Source organism: Paenibacillus sp. FSL L8-0644 (assembly GCF_038008165.1).
Classification (GTDB): domain Bacteria; phylum Bacillota; class Bacilli; order Paenibacillales; family Paenibacillaceae; genus Paenibacillus; species Paenibacillus polymyxa_D.
Map to the genome: position 1 here is coordinate 177,339 of NZ_JBBOYN010000002.1, position 24,989 is coordinate 202,327.

The following is a 24,989-nucleotide window of genomic DNA, read 5'->3' on the forward strand; positions in this document are numbered from 1 at the left end:
AGTAGAAGTAATAGTACAAAAATGTTATTCTCTGATAATCGTATCTATTGTAATATAGGAAAAAATGGATTAGAATAACTCGATTTTGCTAATTGAATTACTTTTTTGCTAACTTAGTCAAGGAGATGGATACATGATTAAAATAGATTGTTATCTTCCTTCGCCCATTCTAAATAAAGGTATGCTGTTTCCCGAATCGCTAGGGCATTACAAGAACTTTCCCAATCATGGGGAGCGAAGGAATGCAGGATTACTGAAAGAATACAATTTACATATCATTTTTGAAGGCAAAGGCGTTATTGTGCATGATGGGAAGGAAATCGAGCTTTCCCCTGGCATGGGCTTCCTTTTTGGAAAGCATACGACGCAGCAATATCGAACTAAACCCGAGGATCCCTGGGATGTCCGATGGATTCATTTTGACGGGCAGGATGTAGATTCGCTATTACAAGGTCGAAGTATGCACGAACCGTATCTGTTTTCACTCCACCGGCAAGAACGTTTAAAACCGCTGATGGAAGAAATGTTGCAACTTGCTCAAGCTTACCGTCACGACTATGATGTACGGATCTCTTCCCTGCTTTATGAAATTCTTCTGGAGATCGTCCACCATTCCAACCAAATTTTCGGCACCTCTCCCGGCGGTACCGTCCACGAGAGGATTCGTCATACGGCGGAATATATTCGTATGCATTGTCAGAACTTGCTCGATTTGAAGACAATGGCTGCGACGTCAGGTTATAGCTCCTTTCATTTTAGCCGGCTCTTCCATCAGATCATGGGCAGCACCCCAGCTCAATATTTGCTTCAATGCCGAATAACGCTGGCTAAACAGCTCCTTGTATCCACGGCACTCACTGTAAAGCAGATTGCACTGGAAACTGGCTTTCATCAAAGCAGCTATTTTATCAAGAGGTTTCGGGAGCAAACAGGTATCACACCGGAGCAGTTTCGTCAGCTAAGAAGGATGGGTTAGTACAATCCCAAAACTTCTTCAATAGCTGGGCGTGTGTGTATGGTAGCATACAAATTGAAATTACAAATTTGACAGTTGAATAAAAGAATAAGCGGCCGCTTAGGACGTTTGGTTAACATGTCCTACGCTACCGCTTCTGTTAATGTTTTTATTTCGCTTATATTTGGGATTAAATTGTCTGTTTGGATATCGCTCCGAAATATTCTACAACTACCTCACGGAATTCCAGAGCAGCCCGCGAAATATACCGACTCCTATGCCATAATAAAGCGATCTCCCGTACCAATTCGTGATTTTCTACTTGGAGATATCTAAGATGTTCCCGTGAATTCCTTGCCGTGCTTGGTATGAAGGCTATGCCAATTTCAGCTTCCACAAGCGTACTGAGCCTTGCAGGTTCATCCCCCTCATACACATATTTAGGTACAAATCCTTCCGATTTGCATACTGAGTCCACTAAATCGCGAGTACCGTAGCCTCTCTTCACACCAACAAACCATTCATCCCTTAGATCTGTCAATGTTACACTGCTTCGATCTGCCAGCCGATGCCCCTTTGGAACAGCTACAAGGATTGGGTCGATAAACACGATCTGGCATTCGATGTTATCCCCCTCTATTGGAGGTGAGGACAAGCAAAAATCGACCTCGCCTCTATGAAGAAGCGTTACCATTTCCTGTGTGGTCAGCATTTGCACATGAAAATGAATATAAGGTCGCTTTTTCCGAAACTCTCGCAGGATATTGGGTAATGTGCTTGCGGTGGTCACCGCCAATTCGAGAGTGCCATATTCCGGGCTGGATAAATCGCTAAGCTCCTGCTTCCCCTGCTCCAATTCAAATAAAGCCCTCTCTGCACGGTGAAGGAATCTGCTTCCGAACTCATTCAATCGCAGTTTCCTCCCTGTTCGATCGAATAGAGGAACCCCCAGATCTTCCTCCAGACGCTGAATCGTTTTGCTCAGCGACGATTGAGTAACGTGCAGACTTCGTGCAGCTTCGGTCACATGTTCCAAACGAGCTACCGTCAGAAAATATTGCAGTTGAAGAAGTTCCATTATGCCCTCCATTCATTCCCTCAAGTCAATGAGATTATAACATCAAATGCGTTGGAATAAATAATCGATTTCAAGTACGATGACATTAATTCGCTATGGGGGGACCAGAAATGAGCGTTCGCAGCTGGTGGTTAATGATTTCAGTTGGTCTAGGGATACTATTGAACCCATTAAATTCTTCGATGGTTTCAGTTGCTATTCCAAGTCTACAAAATGTGTTCCATCTTGACTTTACAGGTGTTTCCTGGATTGTTTTTTCTTTCTACATTGCAAGTAGCACCGCTCAACCTGTCATGGGTAAGGCCAGCGATTTATTTGGTCGTAGGAAGATATTCCTTACCGGGCTTGTTGTAGCCTTCATTGCATCATTATTAGCTCCATTATCACTAAATTTCGGGTGGCTCATCATGTTCCGCATTGTGCAATCCATCGGAACAAGCATGATGGTTGGAGTTGGAATGGCTATTGTTCGAATTCATATTACAGAGAAACAAGCAACTGCGTTGTCTGTTTTGTCCATATTCCTATCTGGAGCAGCAGCAATTGGCCCCTTTATTGGCGGGGTCTTGATTCATTGGTGGAATTGGCCTGCTATCTTTTTCATCAATATTCCGTTTGTGGTGGCCAGCTTTGTATTGGCTTGGAGGAATATTCCTAAGGACGAACTGCCAACATCCGTAGCACGCAACATGTCTTTTCGTAAATGGTTTGATTTGATTGATGCAACAGGGATTCTGCTCTTCACATTGGGTCTGGTTGCCCTGCTAGTTGGGTTACTCTCGGCAAAATCATCTGGGCATATCTCATTAGGAAATGTCATTGTCGGGCTGATAGGCTTCATTGCGCTGGGGGCATTCGTACGACATGAGTTAAAAGCGACATCACCCTTTATTCCTTTACGCACATTCGCCAGTTACCCTGCGATGATTTGGATTAATGTCGAATTCATGCTCGTTAACGTACTATATTACTCGCTCTTTTTCGGGCTTCCGTCCTACTTGCAAATGGTACGTCATGTCAGCGAGTTCCAAACAGGCATTCTCATGCTAAGCTTAGGCTTGTGCTCGCTAATTACTTCTCCCATTGCAGGACAATGGATCGATAAATCAGGACCCAGACCGGCATTGCTGGTATCCGCAATTCTGATGACATTGGGGTCAGTGTGGCTCGTGACATTGAATCCAAATTCACCGGTTATCAGCGTGTGTTTGGCTCTAGCTGCATTCGGTATTAGCAATGGTTTGAACAATGTAGGTATGCAAGCAGCCCTGTTCCAAAGTTCTCCAAAAGAAATAATCGGTGTAGCATCCGGATTATTTAGCACATCAAGATATCTGGGAACCATTATCTCTTCATTATTGATAGCTATCGTAATGGGAGGTACATTTAGCTTCAAGGGATTTCAAATGCTTGGGATTATCCTCACGGTAATTGCATTGTCTTTGGTATTCATAAGTCGGCGGCACCAGAAGTCAGCGCAATTGCATGAGTCATAGGTTCACCAAGTTCATAATTCAAACCACAAAAGCCGTAAATCTCCTGGGTTATTGGAGACTTGCGGCTTTTGTGGTTTGTTTAGATTGCCCCAAAGCCATTTGAAAGCTTCGGGGCAGTTTCCCTATTTTGAACTCGGAGCTTGTTTTTAATGCCTACAGTGAGAATCAGGTGAACATTATTCCACTTCCGTCTGTTACTAGTAAGTTCGCTAGCTCAGTTTCCAACATCGCTTTAACGGTTTCTGGATTTTCTTCAAAAGGAAGTTCAAGTGATATTTGCAGTACGTTCTCTAGATGCTGAACAGTGAAGAAAATGATCGAATCCCGATGAAAGTCCCTCTCTTCTGGCAGCACATTTTTAAACAGTTGATATGTTTCCGACGCTTCGCCAAGGTAATTGAAGACAATAGGCAGTTTATTCAGGCTATGCTTTAGATACCGATTGGACTGCGGATACAACGATGTCATTTCGCCATTGTATATGAGATTTAAAAAATTCAGATTATGGGACACGGCCAACTGTATAGTTTTCCTGATCTCATCCCCCTGTTCATCCGCATCTGTAAGCAGTACTGGAATTTGGTCAATAAATTCACCTATAATATCAAAATATTGCTTGTCCTCATATGCCCGGCCATAATTGACGAGAAGAACAGGAACTTCGTTCACTTGCAAATATCTGCGGAAAAAGCGATTGGCCAGTCGTATAGCCAAGTCCCACATGTATTCGACCGCGTCGGAATCATTCCAATTCGCAAGTTCAACTGTCACATCTGTGCCCGTTGTGTAGCTGCGCCCATCGACTGCGAGGAATATAGCATCCGAAGCAGTAGCGAATGCGGACAAGCGAAATTTGTCGACAATCTCTTGATCGCCCATGCCCTGAGGTCCTTTGCGGACCTGACTCACATAATCACGGTAGCTTCCTGCTAGCTGCCCTTTTACATTGCTTATGTTATCAAATGCACGGTACAGCTCACTCTTAACGACCTCTCCGCTCATGTTATCATAGATGAGATGTGAACAAGGGAGCAGCAGCAAATGATCCCGTAAATTGAGGCGAACAAGCGCAATACGATATAACAAGTCTCCGGTTGTTTCATAAGGGTTCATAAAGAATGCAGGCAATATATGTGAGAGTATACGATTTTGCATCTCTGCATCGTAGTTCGATAAATCTATCATTGGAATGTCCATGCGCTCCTTCATGGACAACGTTTCCCATTCACATCCGATATCCGTTTGGACCAACACACTTCTAAAGAGTTCATGGCGCTCTATCAGGCGTTGCATGACTGCAGATAACCGTTCTACATCCAGCAGGTAACTATCAAAAGGAACGACACCTCCTGAGGGTTGCGGATGCTCCAAATGATAATGTTGAGCGGGAGCAAGCGCATAGCGTTGTAAAGGCTCTCCTGCTAGCATAGTGCTGTTCCATTGGTCATTCATCCGCAGCAGATGTTCCAGCCATTCCTCAGCATGCAGCTTCACTGCTTCATCGTCTACCATCGTATCTGTGTACAGCTTTTCACAGCCAAGTACTTGGACAGCTTCTTCAAAAGGAAGCAAATGATGTGGATGAAGGTCAGGATGAAGGCGTGACAAAATGACTTTTTTCAGGGCCTCTGCTTGTACAGAATCGAAAGGATCTATGTGCAAAGTTAATTGATCTCGTCCTTCAACGGTTGTTGATTGGAAATGAGCATATACGTCATAAGCCTTTTCGATGATGTCTATTGCCTCGGCAATATCACGTGTTAGTATATCCGGCATCGAAGTGTCTGCTCGCATATACTCTGACATTTGGCGAATAGTCTGATATTGAAACACCTGATTAATTCCTATTTCAATGCCAACAGCCTTAGCCTGTGAAACCAATTGAATGGCTTTTAGGGAGTGTCCGCCTAAATTAAAATAGTTATCATCAATGCCAACAATACTGACACCCAAATTCTGCTTCCAAATATCTACCATATGTCGTTCCATGTCGGTTCGCGGGGCTGCATATTCAACACCTGTTTGAATGTCTCCATCCGGCGCAGGCAACGCTTTGCGGTCAATTTTCCCGTTTGGTGTCAGCGGGAAATGATCCAGTTGTACGACATAAGTCGGGATCATATAACCCGGCAGCTTGGGCTGCAACAGGTTGCGCAGCTCTGGCAAATTCAGCGCCTCCGAGGCTACGACATACGCACACAAATCCTTGTCTCCGTCTTCGTCTTCCCAGGCGGTGACGATGGCTTTCTGAATGCCGTCCACGGTCAGCAGCTGTGCTTCCACCTCGCCCAATTCAATCCGGAAGCCCCGGATTTTGACCTGATCATCCATCCGGCCGATAAAGTCCACATTGCCATCCGGCATCCACCGCGCCAAATCGCCTGTGCGGTACAATCGTTCACCCGGTACATATGGGTTCGCTACGAATTTCTCGGCTGTCAGGTCTGCACGATTCAGGTAGCCTCGTGCCACCCCGGCTCCGCCAATGCACAGCTCACCCAGTACGCCGATCGGCACCGGATTCAGCTGGCTGTCCACGATATAGAAACGTGCGTTCAGCCACGCCTGACCAATCGGCACATTGCCGCTGCTTGGTAGCTTCGACAGCTCTTCGTCGTAGAAGCTAGAGTCGATTGCCGCTTCTGTGACACCATAGCTGTTCATAATGCGGATATCCGCGCCAAACCATTCTTGCAGCACCCGGTAATCTGTCACGCTACAGCTATCCGAGCTGGTGATCAGCAATTCCAGACTGCTCATGTCCAGTCCCTGTTCATGCACATGTTGCATAAACGGTACGATCAGGGCCGGGGTCGATTCGAATACGGTAATCTGGTAATCGCGAATCCAGCCATACAAACGGCTAAAATCAATCCGGTCGTCTTTCGGACAAATGACCATCGTTCCCCCGTTATAGAGCGTCCGCGCGATATCTCCGACGAATACGTCGAACGAGAAGCTCGCCAGCTGCAGCAGTCGTACCGGGAACTCGCTCAGACGGTAATCTCGGCGATACGCCGCAGCCGTATTCACTAAGCTGCGATGCTCAATCACGACCCCTTTTGGACGTCCCGTTGTACCGGACGTGTAGATCATATACGCCAGATCGTGTGGTTCGTTGATGTGATCGACGTCTGTGGTATCTCCGATGTACAGCGACTCATCATCCAACGCCAGCATAGTCTGCAGACGTAGTCTCGTTGCCAGTTCGGATGCTACTTCGCTATCAGGTGACGAAGTTGCTGTTCCATTCAGGGTTCCATGGAGAGTACCTGATTCCATCGTTTCAGCGCCAGCCGCTGTTTCTAACTCGGCTTCAGATTGCCCTCCGGCCAAGGCCTGTCGGCTTTCCTCCAGCCATGCCTGCGCACGGTCCTGCAAGCCCGTCTGGGTCAACAGTACCGTCGCACCGCTGTCCTCCAGCATGAAATGAATACGTTCTGATGGATAGTCTGCATCCAGCGGCACATATGCGCCTCCAGCTTTCCACACCGCCAAAACGCCGACCAGCATGTCCACCGAACGTTCACTTAAAATGCCGACAATCGACTCGCGTCCAATGCCTTCATTCCGCAATCTACGCGCCAATTGGTTCGCACGCTCGTTCAGTTTCCGGTACGTAAGCTGCTGCTCCTCGTACACCACCGCCACGTGATCCGGCACAAGCTGTGCCTGTTCTTCCACAAAGGTATGGAAGAAGGCTTCTACTTCAACTACAGCAACATCCGATACCCCCACATTTCCAAATCCATGGATGATTTGTGCTTTTTCCTCGGCAGGTACCATCTCCAAAGCTGCCAGTGGCTGCTGCGGATGAAGGGTAATTGCACGTACAAGTTCGGTAAAATGCTGTGCCAAGCGCGTGATGGTCTCAGGCTTGTACAGCGCCGTGCTGTATTCCAGACTGCAAACTATACCATCCGGCTGCTCCACTGCATCCAGAGTCAGATCAAATTTGGCCGTATTATTTTCCACCGGATATGAATGTAAGGTCAGACCTTCCAGACGGAACTCCTGTTGCTCCAATGTTTTCAACTCAAACATCGTGTCAAACAACGCATTTCGGCTCGTATCCCGCGTTAAATTCAGCTTTTCAACCAGCTCTTCAAAAGGATAGTCCTGATGCTCATAAGCACTAAGCGCATGCTCTTTAACCTCTTGCAGATAATCAAGGAACGTTTTGTCGCCAGACGGATAATTGCGGATCGCCAGCGTGTTGATGAAAACACCTACGAGGCTCTCCAGTTCCGCATGCGGTCTTCCAGCAATCGGCGTTCCGACTACGATATCTTCTTGGCCTGTGTATTTATGCAAGAGCGTGGTGTATGCCGCCAGGAGCACTATATACAGGGTTGCGCCTGTTTGTGCCGCCAGTTCTTTCAGGCGTTCGCTAACTTCACGCTCCAGTCCGAATTCGATCGTATCCCCTGCCGTACTCTGCACTGCCGGACGGGCAAAGTCGGTTGACAGATCCAGCGCAGGTACTCCGCCCCGGAAGGTGTCGAGCCAGTACGCTTCCTGACGCTGCATCCACTCCTGATGGGCTTCGCTTTGCTGCCATACCGCATAGTCTTTGTACTGAATCCGCAATGGTAATAGCTCTTCACCGCTATACAACCGGACAAATTCATCGGTCAGTACCTCCATCGACACACCATCCGAAACGATATGGTGCATGTCGAGCATGAGCAGATGCTGAGATTCCTGCTCTACTCCTTGTACGCCCAAGTCCACCAAGCCTACCCGCAGCAGTGGCACAGCTTTTAGATCAAACGGACGGACAAACTGCTGCACAAGCTCTTGTGCTTCCTGGCTGACTGTCGTGTCCGTAGCTGTAGCTGTGTCCTGATCTGTATCCGTAGTCGCACGCTCTGCCTGTACCTTCGTATATTCCACCTCAAACGACACCGTATCCTCAACCCATTGCATCGGCTCATTGTCCACCAGCTCAAAGCGGGTACGCAACGTCGCATGACGGGTGATTAATTGACGGAACGCGTCTTCTACCTGTTTCACATCCAGCGGTCCGCTCATTTGCAGCACCGACGGCATGTTGTAGTTCACATCATTCGGGTCGAACTGATGCAGCACATACAGTCGTTTTTGCGCCGAGGAAAGCGGGTAGAAGCTGCGTTCTTCCGTCACCGGAATGGACGCATACGCTACTTGATCCAGACCTTCTATGATCACTGCCAGTTGTTCAATCGTTGGCGCTTCAAAAATACTGCGTAGTGGGAGCAGCTTGTTCAGCTCCTTGTGAATTTTTGAGGCCAGCGTCGTCGCCCGCAGCGAGTGTCCGCCAATCTCAAAAAAGTTTTCCTTCACACCGACCTGCTCCAGACCCAGCACATCCTGCCAAATTTGTGCCAGCTTCACTTCCACCCATGTCCGCGGTGCGACATAATCAGCTCTGCTTTGCAGACTGTCTTCCGGTGCCGGCAGTGCCTTGCGATCAATTTTTCCGTTCGGTGTCAGCGGCATGTTCTGCAGTTGTATAAAATACGACGGTACCATATAGTTCGGCAATTTCTCATTCAGCAAATTCAATATCATACTGCCGCTGATTTCTTTTTCAGCTACGTAGTAAGCGGCCAAATGATAGTCTCCCTGCTGATCTGCACGAGCCATGACAATAGATTCCTTAACACCGTCCACCTTGATAATTTGCGCTTCAATCTCACCGAGTTCAATCCGATACCCGCGGATTTTGACCTGATGGTCAATCCTACCCAAATATTCAATGTTCCCATCTGGCAACCATCGTGCCAAGTCACCTGTACGGTACATTCGCTCATAGCCAACTTCCTCTGCTGCAAACAGATTGGCTACGAATTTTTCTTTTGTCAGCTCTGGACGGTGCAGATAGCCGCGTGCCAGCCCCGGACCGGATACACACAGCTCACCAGGGACTCCTCCAGGTGAAAGATTTCCGTGTGTATCCACTATATACACGCGGTGATTAGATACTGGCCGTCCAATGGATATGATTCCACCTAACTCAGAATTTCCTTCCGATACCGGCCAAAGAGACGTTGCAACGGAATTTTCGGTAGGACCATACGCATTGTAATAAACCACCCGATCCTTCCATTCGGACACCAGTTCTGCGGTAGAGGCCGATCCTGCTGTAAGCAGAACACGCAAATCAGGCATGCGATCCGGGTTCAGGTATACAGCATAGTTTGGCGGCAGCGTTGCAATTGTAATTCTGCAGGCAGCCATGTATTGCTCAAAACGTTCATAATTTAAAATAGTCTCGGAGGAAGGTATATACAATGTCGCTCCGCATAGTAAAGACTGGATTATTTCCGAGCATGATGTATCAAACGAATAACTGGCAAACATGACAACCCGATCGGACAAGCCAATACTCAATTTTTGCTCGAAGTAGGTTTTAAGATTACTAAGACCGTGATGCTCAAGCATTACTCCCTTAGGCTGACCCGTCGTTCCGGACGTATAGATGACATATGCCAGATCGTTTGGACCCGATACAGCCTCCAGATTCGAACCGTTCTGATGATATACGGACAGCATTTCCCCGCGTTCATCCGCTTTTCTTGTATCGGAAGCGACTCCGTCCTGTTCACCGTCAAGCACCAACACCTTGCCTCCAAACAGCACCTTTTCCGTCAAGTGCTGTTGCGTTAACAACAGTTCCGTACCTGAGTCGTCCAGCATGTAGCGGATGCGTTCCTCCGGATAGGTTGGGTCTATCGGGATATATGCTCCTCCCGCCTTCAAAATTCCTAATATGCCCACAATCATATCTACGGAACGCTCTGTCATCAGACTAACCAGACTATCGGCTTTAACGCCATAGCTGCGTAAAGTACGGGCCAACCGGTTAGCGCGCTCGTTCAATTCATGGTAGGTCAATTGTTGGCCTTCAAAATATACAGCTGTCTGATCCGAAGTCTGCAAAACCTGTTCCTCGAACAGTCCGTGAATTGTTTGTTCACGCTGGTACTCTGCCGCGGTATTTCCCCACACATGGATGATGTGCTCCCGCTCCTGCTTAGTCAGCAGATCCATTTCCCTAATTAAACTATCCGGATTCGCTATAATTTGATCCAGCAACCGCAGTAGATGTCCTTGAATCTGCGACACACTCTGAAGATCATATGCCTGGGCATTGTAGGCAAAATCAATTCGTAGTGTATCTCCCTGAAATACTATGATGCTTAAATCGTAGCTTTCTTGCTCAGTATTGGCATCCTCCAAAGTAGTCTCAAAAACCATTCTGTGACCAAAAAGTGCCAGCTGTTTCACTTTCGTTGTAACTATTTCGGACATTGGCAAATGTCCATATACCGCAGATTCATCGGTTTGCTGCTGCACTTTTCTCATCAACCCGCTAAAGTTCGCTCCTGCTTCAGTTCGAATGCGAACTGGCAAGGTGTGGTTACCCAGTCCAGATGAATGCCTCGGTTCCAACATATCTGTCAAAGGACTTGATATGGAGCAAGCGAACGCCACATCATCTGTACCGTTATACTTTTGCAATAAAATTCCCCAGGCTGTCTGCAGCAGCGTATTTGTCGTCACCTGCTCATTCAGTGCAATTCGCTGCAGTGCCACCGTACGTTCAACATCCAAATTAATCTCCAGATGCTCTGTCTGATATGGACTGCGCCCCATCAGATTGGCATATGGCAATTGAGGTGCTTCTTCATAACCTTCGAGCAGAGTACTCCAGTAGCGAGAAGTCTTTAGGGTGTCCCTATGTTTTTTTAGAATCCCTTTGTCTTCTTCCGAAATCAGCGTCAATTCGCCCAGCTTAGCATTGGGATCGGCTACAACGGTTTTGACCAACTGTACAAAATGCCTTGCCATGCTTTCTACCGTTTCCCGTTTAAACAAAGATGTAGCGTACAGAAATTGGAGCTGGATAGATGCTTCCTCCTCACTGACTTCAAGCGTCAGGTCGAATTTCGCAGAAACCTGATCTATCCCAAAAGAGCGGAAGAACAACTTGTCCAACTTCATTTCCTTTTTCTCCACATTCTGCAATACAAACATCGTGTCGAACAACGGATTACGGCTCATATCTCGTTTCAGGTCGAGCTTTTCCACCAGCTCCTCAAACGGATAATCCTGATGCGCATATGCTTGCAGTGCACACGTCTTGGCGTCCTCAATACAGTTATAAAACGTTTGTTCAGCGTGAGGATGATTACGTAATGCGAGCGTGCCGACAAACATACCGAGTATAGGCTCCAGGTCAGCATGTGGTCTACCTGCAATCGGAGTACCCACAATGATGTCTTCCTGCCCTGTGTAATAATGCAGCAATGCTGTGTATGCAGCCATAAGTACCATGTACAGCGTAGAATCCGTATGCACCGCCAGTTCTTTTAAACACTGAGTCAATTCCTGTCCCATTTCAAATTCAACAGCGTCACCTTCCGTACATCGTATTGCCGGACGCTCAAAATCAGTTGGCAAATCCAGTTGAGGCAAATCGCCACTAAATCTATTCAGCCAGTACTCTCCCTGACTCTTTATTCGCTCCTGCTGAGTTTTGCTATGCTGCCACACAGCATAGTCTGTATATTGAATACGCAGCGGAGATAATACTTCACCGCTATATAAGCGGGCAAAATCACCAGCCAATATTTCAATGGATACCCCGTCTGAAACGATGTGGTGCATATCAAGCATCAATAAGTGCTGCGGCTCCTGTCCTTCTTCGTCCAATCCCAATTTGACCAGCTTTACACGTAGTAACGGAGCGATCTTCAAGTCAAATGGACGAACAAAGGAACGGGCATGTTCTTCTGCTAAATTCTCAAGCATAAGTTCATTGGATTCTGTCCGCAGTTCTGATATTGTGTCATATTCCAACTCAAAGTGAATCGTTTCGTGAACCCGCTGCATCGGCACACCATTTACCAGTTCAAAGCTTGTCCGGAGGGCTACGTGACGTGAAATTAATTGATGGAATGCCTCTTCCACCTGCTTCACATCTATCGGACCGATTATTCTCAGTGCTGATGTAGTGTTATAGCTTATTCCATCCGGATCCAGCTGGTGAAGCACATACATCCGTGTCTGTGCGAAAGAAAGCGGGTAAGTGTCACGTTCTTCTGCCACCGGTATGGATGCATATGTGATTTGATCCTGTTCTTCAAGCAAGGCCGCCAATTGCTCGATCGTCGGTGCATCAAATATGTTTTGCAGATCCATCGGTTTGTTTAAATCTTTGCGAACTCTAGAAGTCAGTGTCGTTGCCCTCAGCGAATGACCGCCAATTTCAAAGAAATTTTCGTCGATGCCTATTTGTGGTAGTCCCAGTACATCCTGCCAGATATCTGCCAATTTTATTTCCATCCATGTTCGCGGTGCAACATGATCGGTCAAACGACCTTCTGGCATCGGCAGCGCCTTACGATCAATTTTACCGTTTGGTGTAAGAGGTACGTTCTGCAATTGAATGAAATGTGAAGGGACCATATAATTCGGGAGTTCTTCATTTAACATCTTGCGAAGCTCGCTCCCCGTCACTTCCCGTTCCGCTACATAATAAGCAACGAGTTCATGTTGGTTTTGGCTATTTGCATGTGCCAGTACGATGACCTCTTGCATGCGATCTGCCTTCAGCATAGCCGCCTCAACTTCGCCCAGCTCAATCCGGTAACCACGAATTTTGACCTGCTGGTCGATCCGTCCCAGGTACTCAATGTTACCGTCCGGCATCCATCTCGCCAGGTCGCCTGTCCGATACATGCGTTCATAGCCCGCTTCCCCATCTGCAAACGGATTGGTCACAAATTGGTCTGCCGTTAATTCCGGACGGTGCAGATAACCGCGTGCCAGTCCTGGGCCGGATACGCACAGTTCACCAGGGATTCCTGACGGTGAAAGCTGTCCATGTGCATCGACCATATACACACGGTGATTCGGTACAGGACGTCCGATTGAGATACACATTCCTGCTTCGGGAACTTCCGGTGAGAGCCAAATAGACGTTGTTATGGAATTTTCCGTTGGACCGTAAGCATTGTAGTATGTCACATGATCCTTCCATTTGGATACCAATTCTGGTGAGGCAGCCGAACCGCCTGTAAACAGGATGCGCAGATCCGGCATTCGTTCCGGATTCAAGTATACAGCATAGGTCGGCGGCAATATCGTAATTGTAATTCGATGATCCGCCATATACTGCTCAAACTTGTCATAGCTGAGAATGGTTTCTGATGTCGGAATGCATAAAGTGGCCCCGTTGAAGAGCGCCTGAAGCATTTCCCAGATCGAAGCATCAAAGGAATAGCTGGCAAATGATACGACACGATCCGAGCCGCTGATCCGCAGCGTCTCCCTGAAGTACGTATGCAGATTGCAGAGTCCACGATGCTCAAGCATTACTCCCTTAGGCTGGCCTGTCGTTCCGGACGTATAAATCACATACGCTAGGTTATGAGGACCGGATATGGCCTCCAAATTCGTACCATCCCTGTGATATACGGACACAGGGTTCCCTTTTGCTTCAGCCGAACTTGCATCCACAGTGGCTTCGTCCATTTCTGCGTCCAACAGCAGTACCTTGCCCCTAAATTCCACTTTTTCCACCAAATGCTGCTGCGTTAACAGCAGTTCCGTGCCTGAATCGTCCAGCATATAGCGGATGCGGTTCTCCGGATAAGTCGGATCGACCGGAATGTAGGCGCCCCCTGCCTTAAAAATACCCAAGATGCCGACAATCATGTCAATCGATCGCTCTGTCATCAGGCCGACCAGACCGTCTGCCATCACACCGTTGCTGCGTAAAGTACGCGCCAAACGGTTCGCCCGCTCATTTAATTCACGGTAGGTCACTTGCGCTCCTTCAAAATATACTGCTGCCTGCTCCGGTGTCTGCATGACCTGCTCCTCAAACAATCCGTGAATCGTCTGCTCACGTGGATATGCTGCTGTCGTGTCACACCAAGCACCCAGCATTTGCTCGCGTTCTTGCGCGGTTAATATATCCAGCTCGCAAATCCGGCCAGCTGGATTTACCTTGATTTGCTCCAGCAGTTGCAGCAGATGCCCCTGAATCTGTTCTACCCTTTCGTAATCATATACCTGGGCATTGTAACCGAAATGAACCCGTAGCGTCTCTCCCGGTAACACCACGATGTTAAAATCATAATTCGTCTGCTCAACTGCATCTACTCCGGTTATTTTAAAATCAGCTTCTTCCCTTTCACCTAATTGCTCAATTTGTTCATCTATCGGATAGTTCTCAAATACCATAATATGATTAATCAGTTCCACTTTTTGCTCAGCCTGTGCCTGAATCTCATAGAGTGGGAACGTTTCGTATGTTCCTGAAGCAAGCGCCTGTCGCTGAGTTTGCTTCATCAGCTCTGTAAATGCAGTTGCTTGTCCGCCTTGAATACGGACGGGGACCGTGTTAATGAATAGTCCAATCATCTGCTCTACTCCGGCAATGTCCGCTGGGCGTCCAGAAACCACGCTCCCGAAAACAACATCCTCTGTGCGATTATACTTTTGTAATAAAACACCCCAGGCCGTTTGCAGCAGCGTATTTATCGTTACCTGTTCTTGCTTTGCTAGTTGCAGCAAGGTCCTTGTCAGGTCTATACCTAAATCAAATTCCAGATATTCGGCCTCATATCCCTGGGTCTTCCCTGTTTTGGCCTGCGGCAAGACCGCCGTTTCCTCATAGCCCCACAGGTAACCGCTCCAATACTCCGCTGCTTCCTGACGGTTCTGCCCCTCCAGCCATTCGATGTATCGACTGTATGGTGTTACCACCGGCAATTGCGGTGGCTTCCCCTCTGTAAGAGCGGTATATCCTCCAAAGACCTCATTGGTGACCAGTGACAAGCACCAGCCGTCCATGATGATGTGGTGGAAACTCCATACAAAATGGTATGAATCGTCTGATGTACGCAAGATAGATACACGCATCAGTGCATCCTTTGCCAGATCAAAGCCTCTCTGCTGATCTCGACGCGTGAACTCCTCAATATACTGCTCTTGCGCCGTCTTCTCCTTCTCACGTATATCCTCTACGTACAGTTCTCCGCGTTTATTCCGGTACACCACTTGCAACGGCTGGTCCTGCAAATCGCTCCGGAAGTTGGTCCGCAGTGCTGAATGACGCTTTACCAGCAAGTCCAGACTGGCAGCGAATGCAGTGAGATCCAGCGTTCCCTTTAGTTCAAAGGTGGACTGCTCCACATAGGCGCTCGATTGGAAATCCAGCATGTTGTGAAACAGCATGCCTTTTTGCATCGGCGTCATGGGGTACATATTCTCAAGCTCTTCGTCAGACTGAATCTGCTCCACCATCCGGTTCAGTTCTTCAAGGCTTAAGTCTGAAAGCAGCACATCACTTGGTGTCAATTCGGATTGCTCCCGAGATGCACAATGCTGAACTACTTCCAGCACGTTCTGCTTGAATTGCTCTGCTAGTTGCTCAGCAGCATTTTGTTGGAGTGCCTTATTGTTGTATTGAATGCTTAGTTCCAGCATGCCATCTGTAACGAGTCCTCCCACGTCCATAATACAGGACATTTGGGTCAGTTCATGAGTATTAGCTCCGCTGGAATATGGAGAAAAATGCATGCCGCTATGCTGCAATGTCTGATCAAATTCGCCTAAATAATTAAAGCTGATCTGTGGCTCGGCATATGTTGCCCGGGACGGTCCATTCTGGCTGAGATATCTCCAGATGCCGTATCCAATTCCTTTATGTGGAATGTTGCGCAGCATCTCCTTCATCCGTTTAATGTGCCCGGAGATATCTTCTTCCTGGTTAATCCGCAGTAGCACTGGGTATTGGCTTGTAAACCAGCCGACCGTTCGTGATATATCCGTATCCTTCATGATATCTTCCCGGCCATGGCCTTCGAGAAGAATCGCAACCTGCTCACTGCCAGTCCAAGCGCTTAGCGTCTTGCCGAGTGCCGTCAACAACAGATCATTCACTTCTGTGTTGTACGCGCGGTGGGCTTGCTTCAGTAGTTGATCAGTCTCTTCCTTCGTAAGCCTCACATTTACGATACCCATGTCTTGCTGCATAGACCTACCACTATGCTCTTGGGACGCTGGAAGTTGGGACGAATCGTATGCCGCCGATTCGTTCACTTGCTTCCAGTATGCGTGCTCACTTTCCATCTCAGGGCTGTCGGCATAGGCTGACAACCGCTCCGACCACACCCGGAAGGAGTCTGTTTTGGCCGGGAGCTGTATGACTTCTCCACGTACAGCCTGCTCATAGGCATTCGACAAATCTTCCAACAGTACCCGCCACGATACGCCATCTACCACCATATGATGAATAGCCAGTAGCAGATGGTCCCCATCAGCGCAGTGGAACAGACCCACTTTCAGCAAAGGTCCTTCATCCAGTCGGATGCTACTCTGAATAGTGTTGGCACTGGCTTCTATAGCTTGACCCAATGTGGGACCGATTGGCACGTCTTTGAACTCGACCACTTCTAGATCATACAGCTTCCCTTCCTTCACTCCGCGGTTCCACGCTTTCCAGCCTTGATCCGTCTGGCGGAACACCATCCGCAACGCATCATGGTGCACCACCAACTGCGTCAATGCCTGGCGTAGCGACTCTTCCTCGAATCCTTGCTCCCGCTGAAGCATAACTGCCTGATTAAAGTGGTCCGGCACAGGCTGCCCTTGTTCCACAAACCACTCCTGAATCGGTGTCAGCACCACGGCTCCGCTGACCTCTTCCTGATCAGCTAATTGGCTATCCGACACACGCAGATGCGTCGCTAGCTCAGCAACCTCAGGATACTTAAACAAGTCTTTGATATCCAACTTGTATCCTGCCTGCAGTAGGCGTGAGGATACCTGAATCGCCTTGATCGAGTCCCCGCCCCGATCAAAAAATTGATCCGTCAGTCCGACCGGACCGCCGCCCAGCACAGCCTCCCATACACTGGCCAGAGCCTGCTCCGCTGCTGTCTGCGGAGCACTATATTCCTGCGTGGAGCGGGAAATCTGCTCCGGTGCCGGCAAAGCCTTACGGTCGATTTTGCCGTTGGGTGTGAGCGGCATTTGCTGCATCTGAACAAAGTACGAGGGAACCATATAATTCGGGAGTTCTTCACTCAGCAGCTTGCGAAGCTCACTCCCCGTCACTTCCCGTTCTGCCACATAATAGGCAACCAGTTCGTGTTGGTTTTGGCTGTTTGCATGTGCCAGTACGATGACCTCTTGCATGCGATCTGCCTTCAGCATAGCCGACTCGACCTCGCCCAGCTCAATTCGGTAGCCGCGAATTTTAACTTGTTGATCCATCCGTCCAGCGTATTCTAATGTACCGTCTTCACGCCAGCGAACAAGGTCTCCCGTGCAGTACAGGCGATCTCCGTCCACCCACGGATTGGCAAGGAATCTCTCAGCCGTCAAATCAGGACGGTTCAGGTAACCGCGTGCGACTCCGTCTCCGCCAACAACCAGCTCACCCCATGCTCCAATCGGCTGCAGGTTAAACGCCGAATCGACCACATACGCCGTCGAGTTGCGGATAGGGCGCCCGATCGGCACAGAATCAAGCTGTTCTTCCTTAATATGATAAGTCGTCGAAAAAGTAGTATTTTCCGTTGGTCCATAGCCGTTAATGATATTCATGTCCGGATTATCACGCAGCACCCGATTGATATGCGGTGCAGACAGCACATCGCCTCCGACCAGCAAATACTTCACATCTCCGAACAATTTACTGTCCTGCTGCGAAAGCTGATTAAATAGCGGTGTAGTCAGCCACATCATAGTAATGCGATGGTCCCGTATAGTCTCCTTGAGCTTAGCTACGTCCAAAAGATCATCCTTATGCACGAGTACAAGCTCACCGCCGTTCAGTAGCGCCCCCCAAATTTCAAACGTAGACACATCAAATACAAACGCGCCAGTCTGCAACATTCGGATCGATTCATCGAACGGCACATAATCCGTATTACGCACCAAGCGCACGACACTTTGATGCTCAACAACGACGCCCTTAGGCTTGCCTGTTGATCCCGAGGTATAGATGACATAAGCAGCATGTTCGCCTGATCCATCTATTCCTAAATTGGAAGTATCCGGACTGTGGGACGTATTCTCATTCAGATTGACAATCTGTCCATCAAAATAGCAACGTTCCAGTAAATCTTGTTGAGTCAGCAGCAGTTTAGCTCCCGAGTCCTCCAGCATATAGCGGATACGTTCCTCCGGATATTGAGGATCTATCGGCACATACGCGCCTCCAGCCTTCAAAATAGCCAACGTTCCGCTAATCATATCCAACGAACGCTCCGTTAGAATGCCGACAGGCTCATTGGCCTTCACTCCAGCAGTCTGTAGTGTATGCGCTATGCGGTTAGCCTTCTCATTCAGTTCCCGATAGGTTAGAGATTGATGCCCCAAAGCTACAGCAATATGATCAGGCGTACGCGCAGCCTGCTCCTCAAACAGCTTTTGGATCGTCTGATTGCGCGGATATACAGAAGCCGTGTCGTTAAACTCGCCTGTAATCTGTTGTCTTTCCGCCGTTGTCACCAATTCCAGTTCTTCAACGCGAACATGCGGGTTGAACGAAATTTGCTCCAGCAGACGAGCAAAATGACCATGCAGACGCTCAATGCCGGTTTGATCAAAGCTCAATGCGTTATACATAAAACGAATATTTATGCCTTCTCCCGGCATCACGACGACGTTCAGATCGTAGTTGGTTTGCTCTGTAGCCACCGCGTTTAAAATTGTGAATGCATTCTGCCCATCACTTCCCAGCTGCTCTACCTGCTGCTCCACCGGATAATTTTCGAATATCATAATGTGCTTGATTAGATCCTGCTTCTGCTCGGTCAGTGCCTGAATTTCATACAGCGGGAACGTGTCATAGACATTGGCAGAAAGCGCCTGTCGCTGAGTTTCCTTCATTAATTCAGTAAATGCAGTTGTTGGTTTACCTTGAACACGGACTGGGATGGTATTAATGAAAAGTCCGATCATTTGCTCTACTCCCGCAATGTTCGTTGGACGGCCCGACACCACACTACCGAAAACGACATCCTCTGTGCGGTTATATTTTTGCAGCAAAACACCCCAGGCCGTTTGCATCAGCGTATTTATCGTTACCTGTTCTTGCTTTGCCAGCCGCAGAAGTTCCGCCGTCAAATCTATACCTAAATCAAATTCCAGATATTCGGCCTCATATCCCTTCACCTTCCCTGTTTGGGCCTGAGGCAAGACCGCCGTCTCCTCATAGCCCCGCAGGTAACCGCTCCAATACTCCGCTGCTTCCTGACGATTCTGCCCCTCCAGCCATTCGATGTATCGGCTGTATGGTGTTACCACAGGTAATTGCGGTGGCTTCCCTTCTGTAAGGGCGGTATATCCTTCAAAGACCTCATTGGTGACCAGTGACAAACACCAACCATCCATAATGATGTGATGGAAGCTCCATACAAAATGGTATGAATCGTCTGATGTACGCAAGATAGATACCCGCATCAGTGTATCCTTGGCCAGATCAAAGCCCCTCTGCTGATCCCGACGCGCGAACTCCTCGATATATTGCTCCTGCGCCACCCTCTCCTTCTCACGTATATCCTCCACGTACAGCTCTCCGCGTTTATTCCGGTACACCACTTGCAAGGGCTCATCCTGCAAATCGCTCCGGAAGTTGGTCCGCAGTGCTGAGTGACGTTGCACCAGCAAGTCCAGACTGGCGGAGAATGCAGCAAGATCCAGCGTTCCCTTCAGTTCAAAGGTGGACTGCTCCACATACGCGCTGGACCGGGAATCCAGCATATTGTGGAACAGCATGCCTTTTTGCATCGGCGTCATGGGGTATATATTCTCAAGCTCTCCGTCAGGCTGAATCTGCTCCACCATCCGGTCCAATGCTTCCAGGCTTAGACCCGGAAGCAGCACATCACTCGGCGTCAATTCAGAACGCTCCCGTGATATACAGTGGCGGATCACTTCCAGCACGTTCTGCTTGAGTTCCCTGGCTAGTTTTATTACATTATCTCCCTGTAATACTTTTGTGTTATAACGAATATCCAGCTCAAGCATTTCATCTGTTACAATGCCCCCCACATCCAGGGAACACGGCATTCTCGTCTGTTCGTTAACATCTGCTCCACTGGAGTACGGTGACATGCGCGTTTCGCTGTGCCGCAGCGTCTGATCAAATTCGCCCAAATAATTAAAGCTAATCTGTGGCTCGGCGTATGCCCCTCTAGATACTACGTTCTGGCTGAGATACCTCCAGATGCCGTACCCAATTCCTTTATGTGGAATGCTGCGCAACATCTCCTTCATCCGTTTGATGTGTCCGGATATATGATCTTTCCCGTTAATCCGCAGCAGTACCGGATATTGGCTCGTGAACCAGCCAACTGTTCGTGAAATATCCGTATCCTTCATGATATCTTCACGGCCATGGCCTTCCAGAAGAATTGCAACCTGCTCACTGCCAGTCCAAGTGCTTAACGTCATGCCGAGCGCCGTCAGCAGCAGATCGTTCACTTCTGTGTTGTACGCGCGATGGGCCTGCTTTAGCAGTTGATCAGTCTCTTCTTTCGTGAATTTCAAGCTCAAAGTAGCTGTGTTATTTATGGTCAATGGTTTTTTAGAATCCAGCAATTCTGTAAGCCTTAAAGACTCGTATACTTCCAATTCATTCAATTGCTCCCAGTATGCGTACTCACTTTCCATCTCAGGACTGTCGGCATAGGCTGACAACCGCTCCGACCAGACCCGGAAGGAGTCTGTTTTGGCCGGGAGCTGTATGACTTCTCCACGTACAGCCTGCTCATAGGCATTCGACAAATCCTCCAACAGTATCCGCCACGATACGCCGTCTACCACCATATGATGAATAGCCAGTAGCAGATGGTCCCCATCAGCGCAGTGGAACAGGCCCACTTTCAGCAGAGGTCCTTCATCCAGTCGGATGCTACTCTGAATAGAGCTGGCTTGGGCTTCTATAGCTTGACCCAATGTGGGACCGATCGGCACGTCTTTGAAATCGGCCACTTCCAGATCATACAGCTTCCCTTCCTTCACTCTACGGTTCCACGCTTCCCATCCTTGCTCCGCCTTGCGGAACACCATCCGCAACGCATCATGATGCACCACCAACTGCGTCAGTGCCTGACGTAGCGGCTCTTCCTCGAATCCCTGCTCCCGGTGAAGCATAACCGCCTGATTAAAGTGGTCCGGCACAGGCTGTCCTTGCTCCACAAACCACTGCTGAATCGGCGTCAGCAGCACAGCTCCGCTAACCTCTTCCTGATCAGCTAATTGGGTATCCGACACACGCAGGTGCGTAGCTAGCTCGGCAACCTCAGGGTACTTAAACAAGTCTTTAATATCCAGCTTATACCCTGCCTGCAGCAGGCGTGAGGATACCTGAATTGCCTTGATCGAATCCCCGCCCCGATCAAAAAATTGATCCGTCAGTCCGACTGGTCCGCCGCCCAGCACAGCCTCCCATACACTAGCCAGAGCCTGCTCCGCTGCTGTCCGCGGAGCCCTATATTCCTGCGTGGAACGGGAAATCTGTTCTGGTGCAGGCAATGCCTTACGGTCGATTTTGCCGTTGGGTGTGAGCGGCATTTTCTCCATCTGAACAAAGTGAGAGGGAACCATATAATTCGGGAGTTCTTCACTCAGCTGCTTGCGAAGCTCGCTCCCCGTCACTTCGCGTTCCGCCACGTAGTAGGCAACCAGCTCGTGTTGGTTTTGGCGGTTTGCATGTGCCAGTACGATGACCTCTTGCATGCGATCTGCCTTCAGCATAGCCGCCTCAACTTCGCCCAGTTCAATCCGGTAACCGCGAATTTTGACCTGCTGGTCGATCCGGCCTAGGTACTCAATGTTGCCGTCCGGCATCCATCTTGCCAGGTCACCTGTCCGATACATGCGTTCATAGCCCGCTTCCCCGCCTGCAAACGGATTGTTCACAAATTGTTCAGCCGTTAAATCCGGGCGGTGCAGATAACCGCGAGCCAATCCTGGGCCGGATACACATAACTCTCCTGCTATTCCAGCAGGTAAAAGATGACCAAAAGCATCGATCATGTACACCCGGTGGTTGGGCACGGGACGTCCTATGGAAACGGTATCGATTGCTCCGGGGTGTTCCGACACTGGCCAAATGGACGTTGCTACCGAGTTTTCTGTCGGTCCATAGCCATTAAAATAGGTGACCTGATCCTTCCATTTGGTTACGAGCTCCATCGAGGAAGCCGAACCAGCGGTGAACAGAATACGCAGATCCGGCATTCGTTCTGGATTTAGATACACGGCATAGGTAGGAGGTAATGCCGCCACCGTAATTTTATGATCCGCCATATACTGTTCAAACTGGTTGTAGTTCAGTATGATTTCCGAAGTAGGCACGTAAAGTGTCGCGCCACAAAATAGCGCCTGAAATATTTCCCAGCAAGCAGCATCGAATGCGTAGCTCGCAAACAGTAGGGCATGATCTGACGGACTTATCTGCAATGTTTCATCAAAATACGTTTTTAGGTTACACAATCCATGGTGCTCCAGCATTACACCTTTAGGCTGTCCTGTCGTACCTGAAGTATATATGACGTAGGCTAAATCATTCGCTCCTGATACGGCCTCTAGATTTGATCCTTCCATGTGATACACAGTTGAATCTTCATCCAATACTAGGACTTTTCCTCCAAAGGCGGCCTCTTTGACCTTTTCCACAAGATGGCTTTGCGTCAAAAGCAGGTCTGCACCGGAATCATCCAATATATAACGGATACGTTCCTCTGGATATGACGGATCAATGGGTACATATGCCCCTCCTGCTTTAAGAATAGCGAGGATGCCGACCACCATATCTATAGAACGATCAGTCATGAGTCCAACCAGCCGATCAGTTGTGGTGCCGTAACTACGCAGGGTACGAGCCAATCGGTTAGCACGTTCATTCAGCCCAGCATAAGTCAGACTGGAGTTCTCACAGACAACTGCTGTTGTCTTCGGTGTCTTTTCTACTTGTTTTTCAAAACAAAGATGGATGGTATCACTAGAAGGATATGAGATCTGTACTCCGCTAAATTCGGATAAAACCTGACTTTTCTCTTCTGTCGTCAGAAATTCCAAATCGGAAATCAGTAGATCCGGCTGTTGAACAATCTGCTCCAGTCCCCGTTTAAGATGAGCTGCAATTAGCTTAATCCAATTTTCATCGTAAACCAGACGATTGTAACTAAATGTAACTTCATACTGTGATCCAGGAACGACAATCACATTAAAATCATAGTTGGTCTGTACAATATCCTCTACGTCGGTAACCTGAAGTGTATCAGGCCCTTTTTCCGCATGAATAAGCTCCTCTGAATAAGGATAGTTCTCAAAAACAACAATATGACGGACTAAATTTTGTTTCAAATCCGTGTGATTCTGAATATCTGCTAGGGAAGAATAAGAGTACTGAGCAGACTCGATGTGGGAGTTCTGCACAGATATAAGCAGATTCGAAAAACTCTGGTCCGCATAACTGGTTATGCGTGTTGGTATTGTGTTAATGAACAATCCAACCATATTTTCAATTCCCGGAACTTCATCTGGTCTGCCGGATACTACAGACCCGAACACAACATCCCGGCTGTTGTTGTACATTTGAAGCAATAATCCCCATACCGTTTGAAATACAGTGCTGACTGTCGTGTGGTAGTGTTTAGATATTCTCTCCATTCCTTGAGTTAGTTCTTTTCCCAGCTTGCATGTGTAACGGTCTGCCTCGAAGATTGGATTCAATGGACGGTTATAGCCCGGTAAAATCGTTTCATTTTCCAGCCCATTTAAATACCCCTGCCAATAGGCTGTCGCTTCTCCCTTGTCCTGTTGCTCCAGCCACTGAATAAAACTGCTGTACGGATATACCGTATCCAATTGCGCAGGCACTCCAGACCGAAGGGAAGTATACATAGTAAAAAATTCCTGGGCCACCGTTCCCATGCACCAACCATCCATTATAATGTGATGAACACTCCAGACAAGTCTGGAAGACTCATCATCCCATTCAAACAGGGCAAGCCGAATCGGAACATCTTTTTCCAAATCGAAACCAGCTTGGCGCTCTGCCTTTAAAAAGGCCGTAAAATGCTCCCTTTTCTCAGCTGCGGGAAAAGCACTGATATTCTCGAAATGAACAGGCAACGCATCACGTTCCTCCAGGACAATTTGAAGCGGACGTTCTGTTTCTTTATACATAAAAATGGTACGGAATATGTCATATCGATTCATGAGCTGCTGCAAGCTTTGCTGAACCAGATGAACATCCAGCACTTCATTAAAGGTAATAACGGTCTGCTCAAAGTAAGCTTCTGATTTTGCGTCGAGGATGGAATGAAACAACATTCCCTCCTGCATCGGGGACAGTGGATAGATATCTTTAATATTTACCTGTGTCAAATCATTCACCTTTCCTTTATCCATGCAGAATTGAGTTTCAACTTGCGGA

4 protein-coding genes are annotated in these 24,989 nt (G+C 48.3%); 2 read left to right on the plus strand and 2 right to left on the minus strand.

Annotated features, from left to right (window positions below; translation table 11 throughout):
* Positions 1 to 133 precede the first annotated feature (133 nt).
* Positions 134 to 976: a helix-turn-helix transcriptional regulator gene (locus tag NSS94_RS25835; RefSeq protein ID WP_341040495.1), complete on the plus strand. Its 843-nt coding sequence runs from the start codon at positions 134 to 136 to the stop codon at positions 974 to 976.
* 169 nt (positions 977 to 1,145) lie between these two features.
* Here the strand turns inward: NSS94_RS25835 and NSS94_RS25840 are convergent, their stop codons facing one another.
* Positions 1,146 to 2,033, minus strand: coding sequence for a LysR family transcriptional regulator (locus NSS94_RS25840; RefSeq protein WP_039275192.1), 888 nt, complete (start codon positions 2,031 to 2,033; stop codon positions 1,146 to 1,148).
* A 110-nt stretch (positions 2,034 to 2,143) separates the two neighbouring features.
* On the opposite strand from NSS94_RS25840, the gene NSS94_RS25845 reads away from it, so the two are divergent.
* Positions 2,144 to 3,529: an MFS transporter gene (locus NSS94_RS25845; protein WP_341040496.1), complete on the plus strand. Its 1,386-nt coding sequence runs from the start codon at positions 2,144 to 2,146 to the stop codon at positions 3,527 to 3,529.
* A 165-nt stretch (positions 3,530 to 3,694) separates the two neighbouring features.
* Here NSS94_RS25845 and NSS94_RS25850 read toward each other — a convergent pair whose 3' ends face one another.
* Complete coding sequence (locus NSS94_RS25850) at positions 3,695 to 24,964, minus strand: non-ribosomal peptide synthase/polyketide synthase (RefSeq protein ID WP_341040497.1); 21,270 nt, start codon at positions 24,962 to 24,964, stop codon at positions 3,695 to 3,697.
* Positions 24,965 to 24,989 lie beyond the last annotated feature (25 nt).

Coding starts and splice junctions, on each gene's coding strand:
- NSS94_RS25835 (WP_341040495.1), top strand. CDS start 134: ATGATTAAAATAGATTGTTATCTTCCTTCGCCCATTCTAAATAAAGGT.
- NSS94_RS25840 (WP_039275192.1), bottom strand. CDS start 2,033: ATGGAACTTCTTCAACTGCAATATTTTCTGACGGTAGCTCGTTTGGAA.
- NSS94_RS25845 (WP_341040496.1), top strand. CDS start 2,144: ATGAGCGTTCGCAGCTGGTGGTTAATGATTTCAGTTGGTCTAGGGATA.
- NSS94_RS25850 (WP_341040497.1), bottom strand. CDS start 24,964: ATGGATAAAGGAAAGGTGAATGATTTGACACAGGTAAATATTAAAGAT.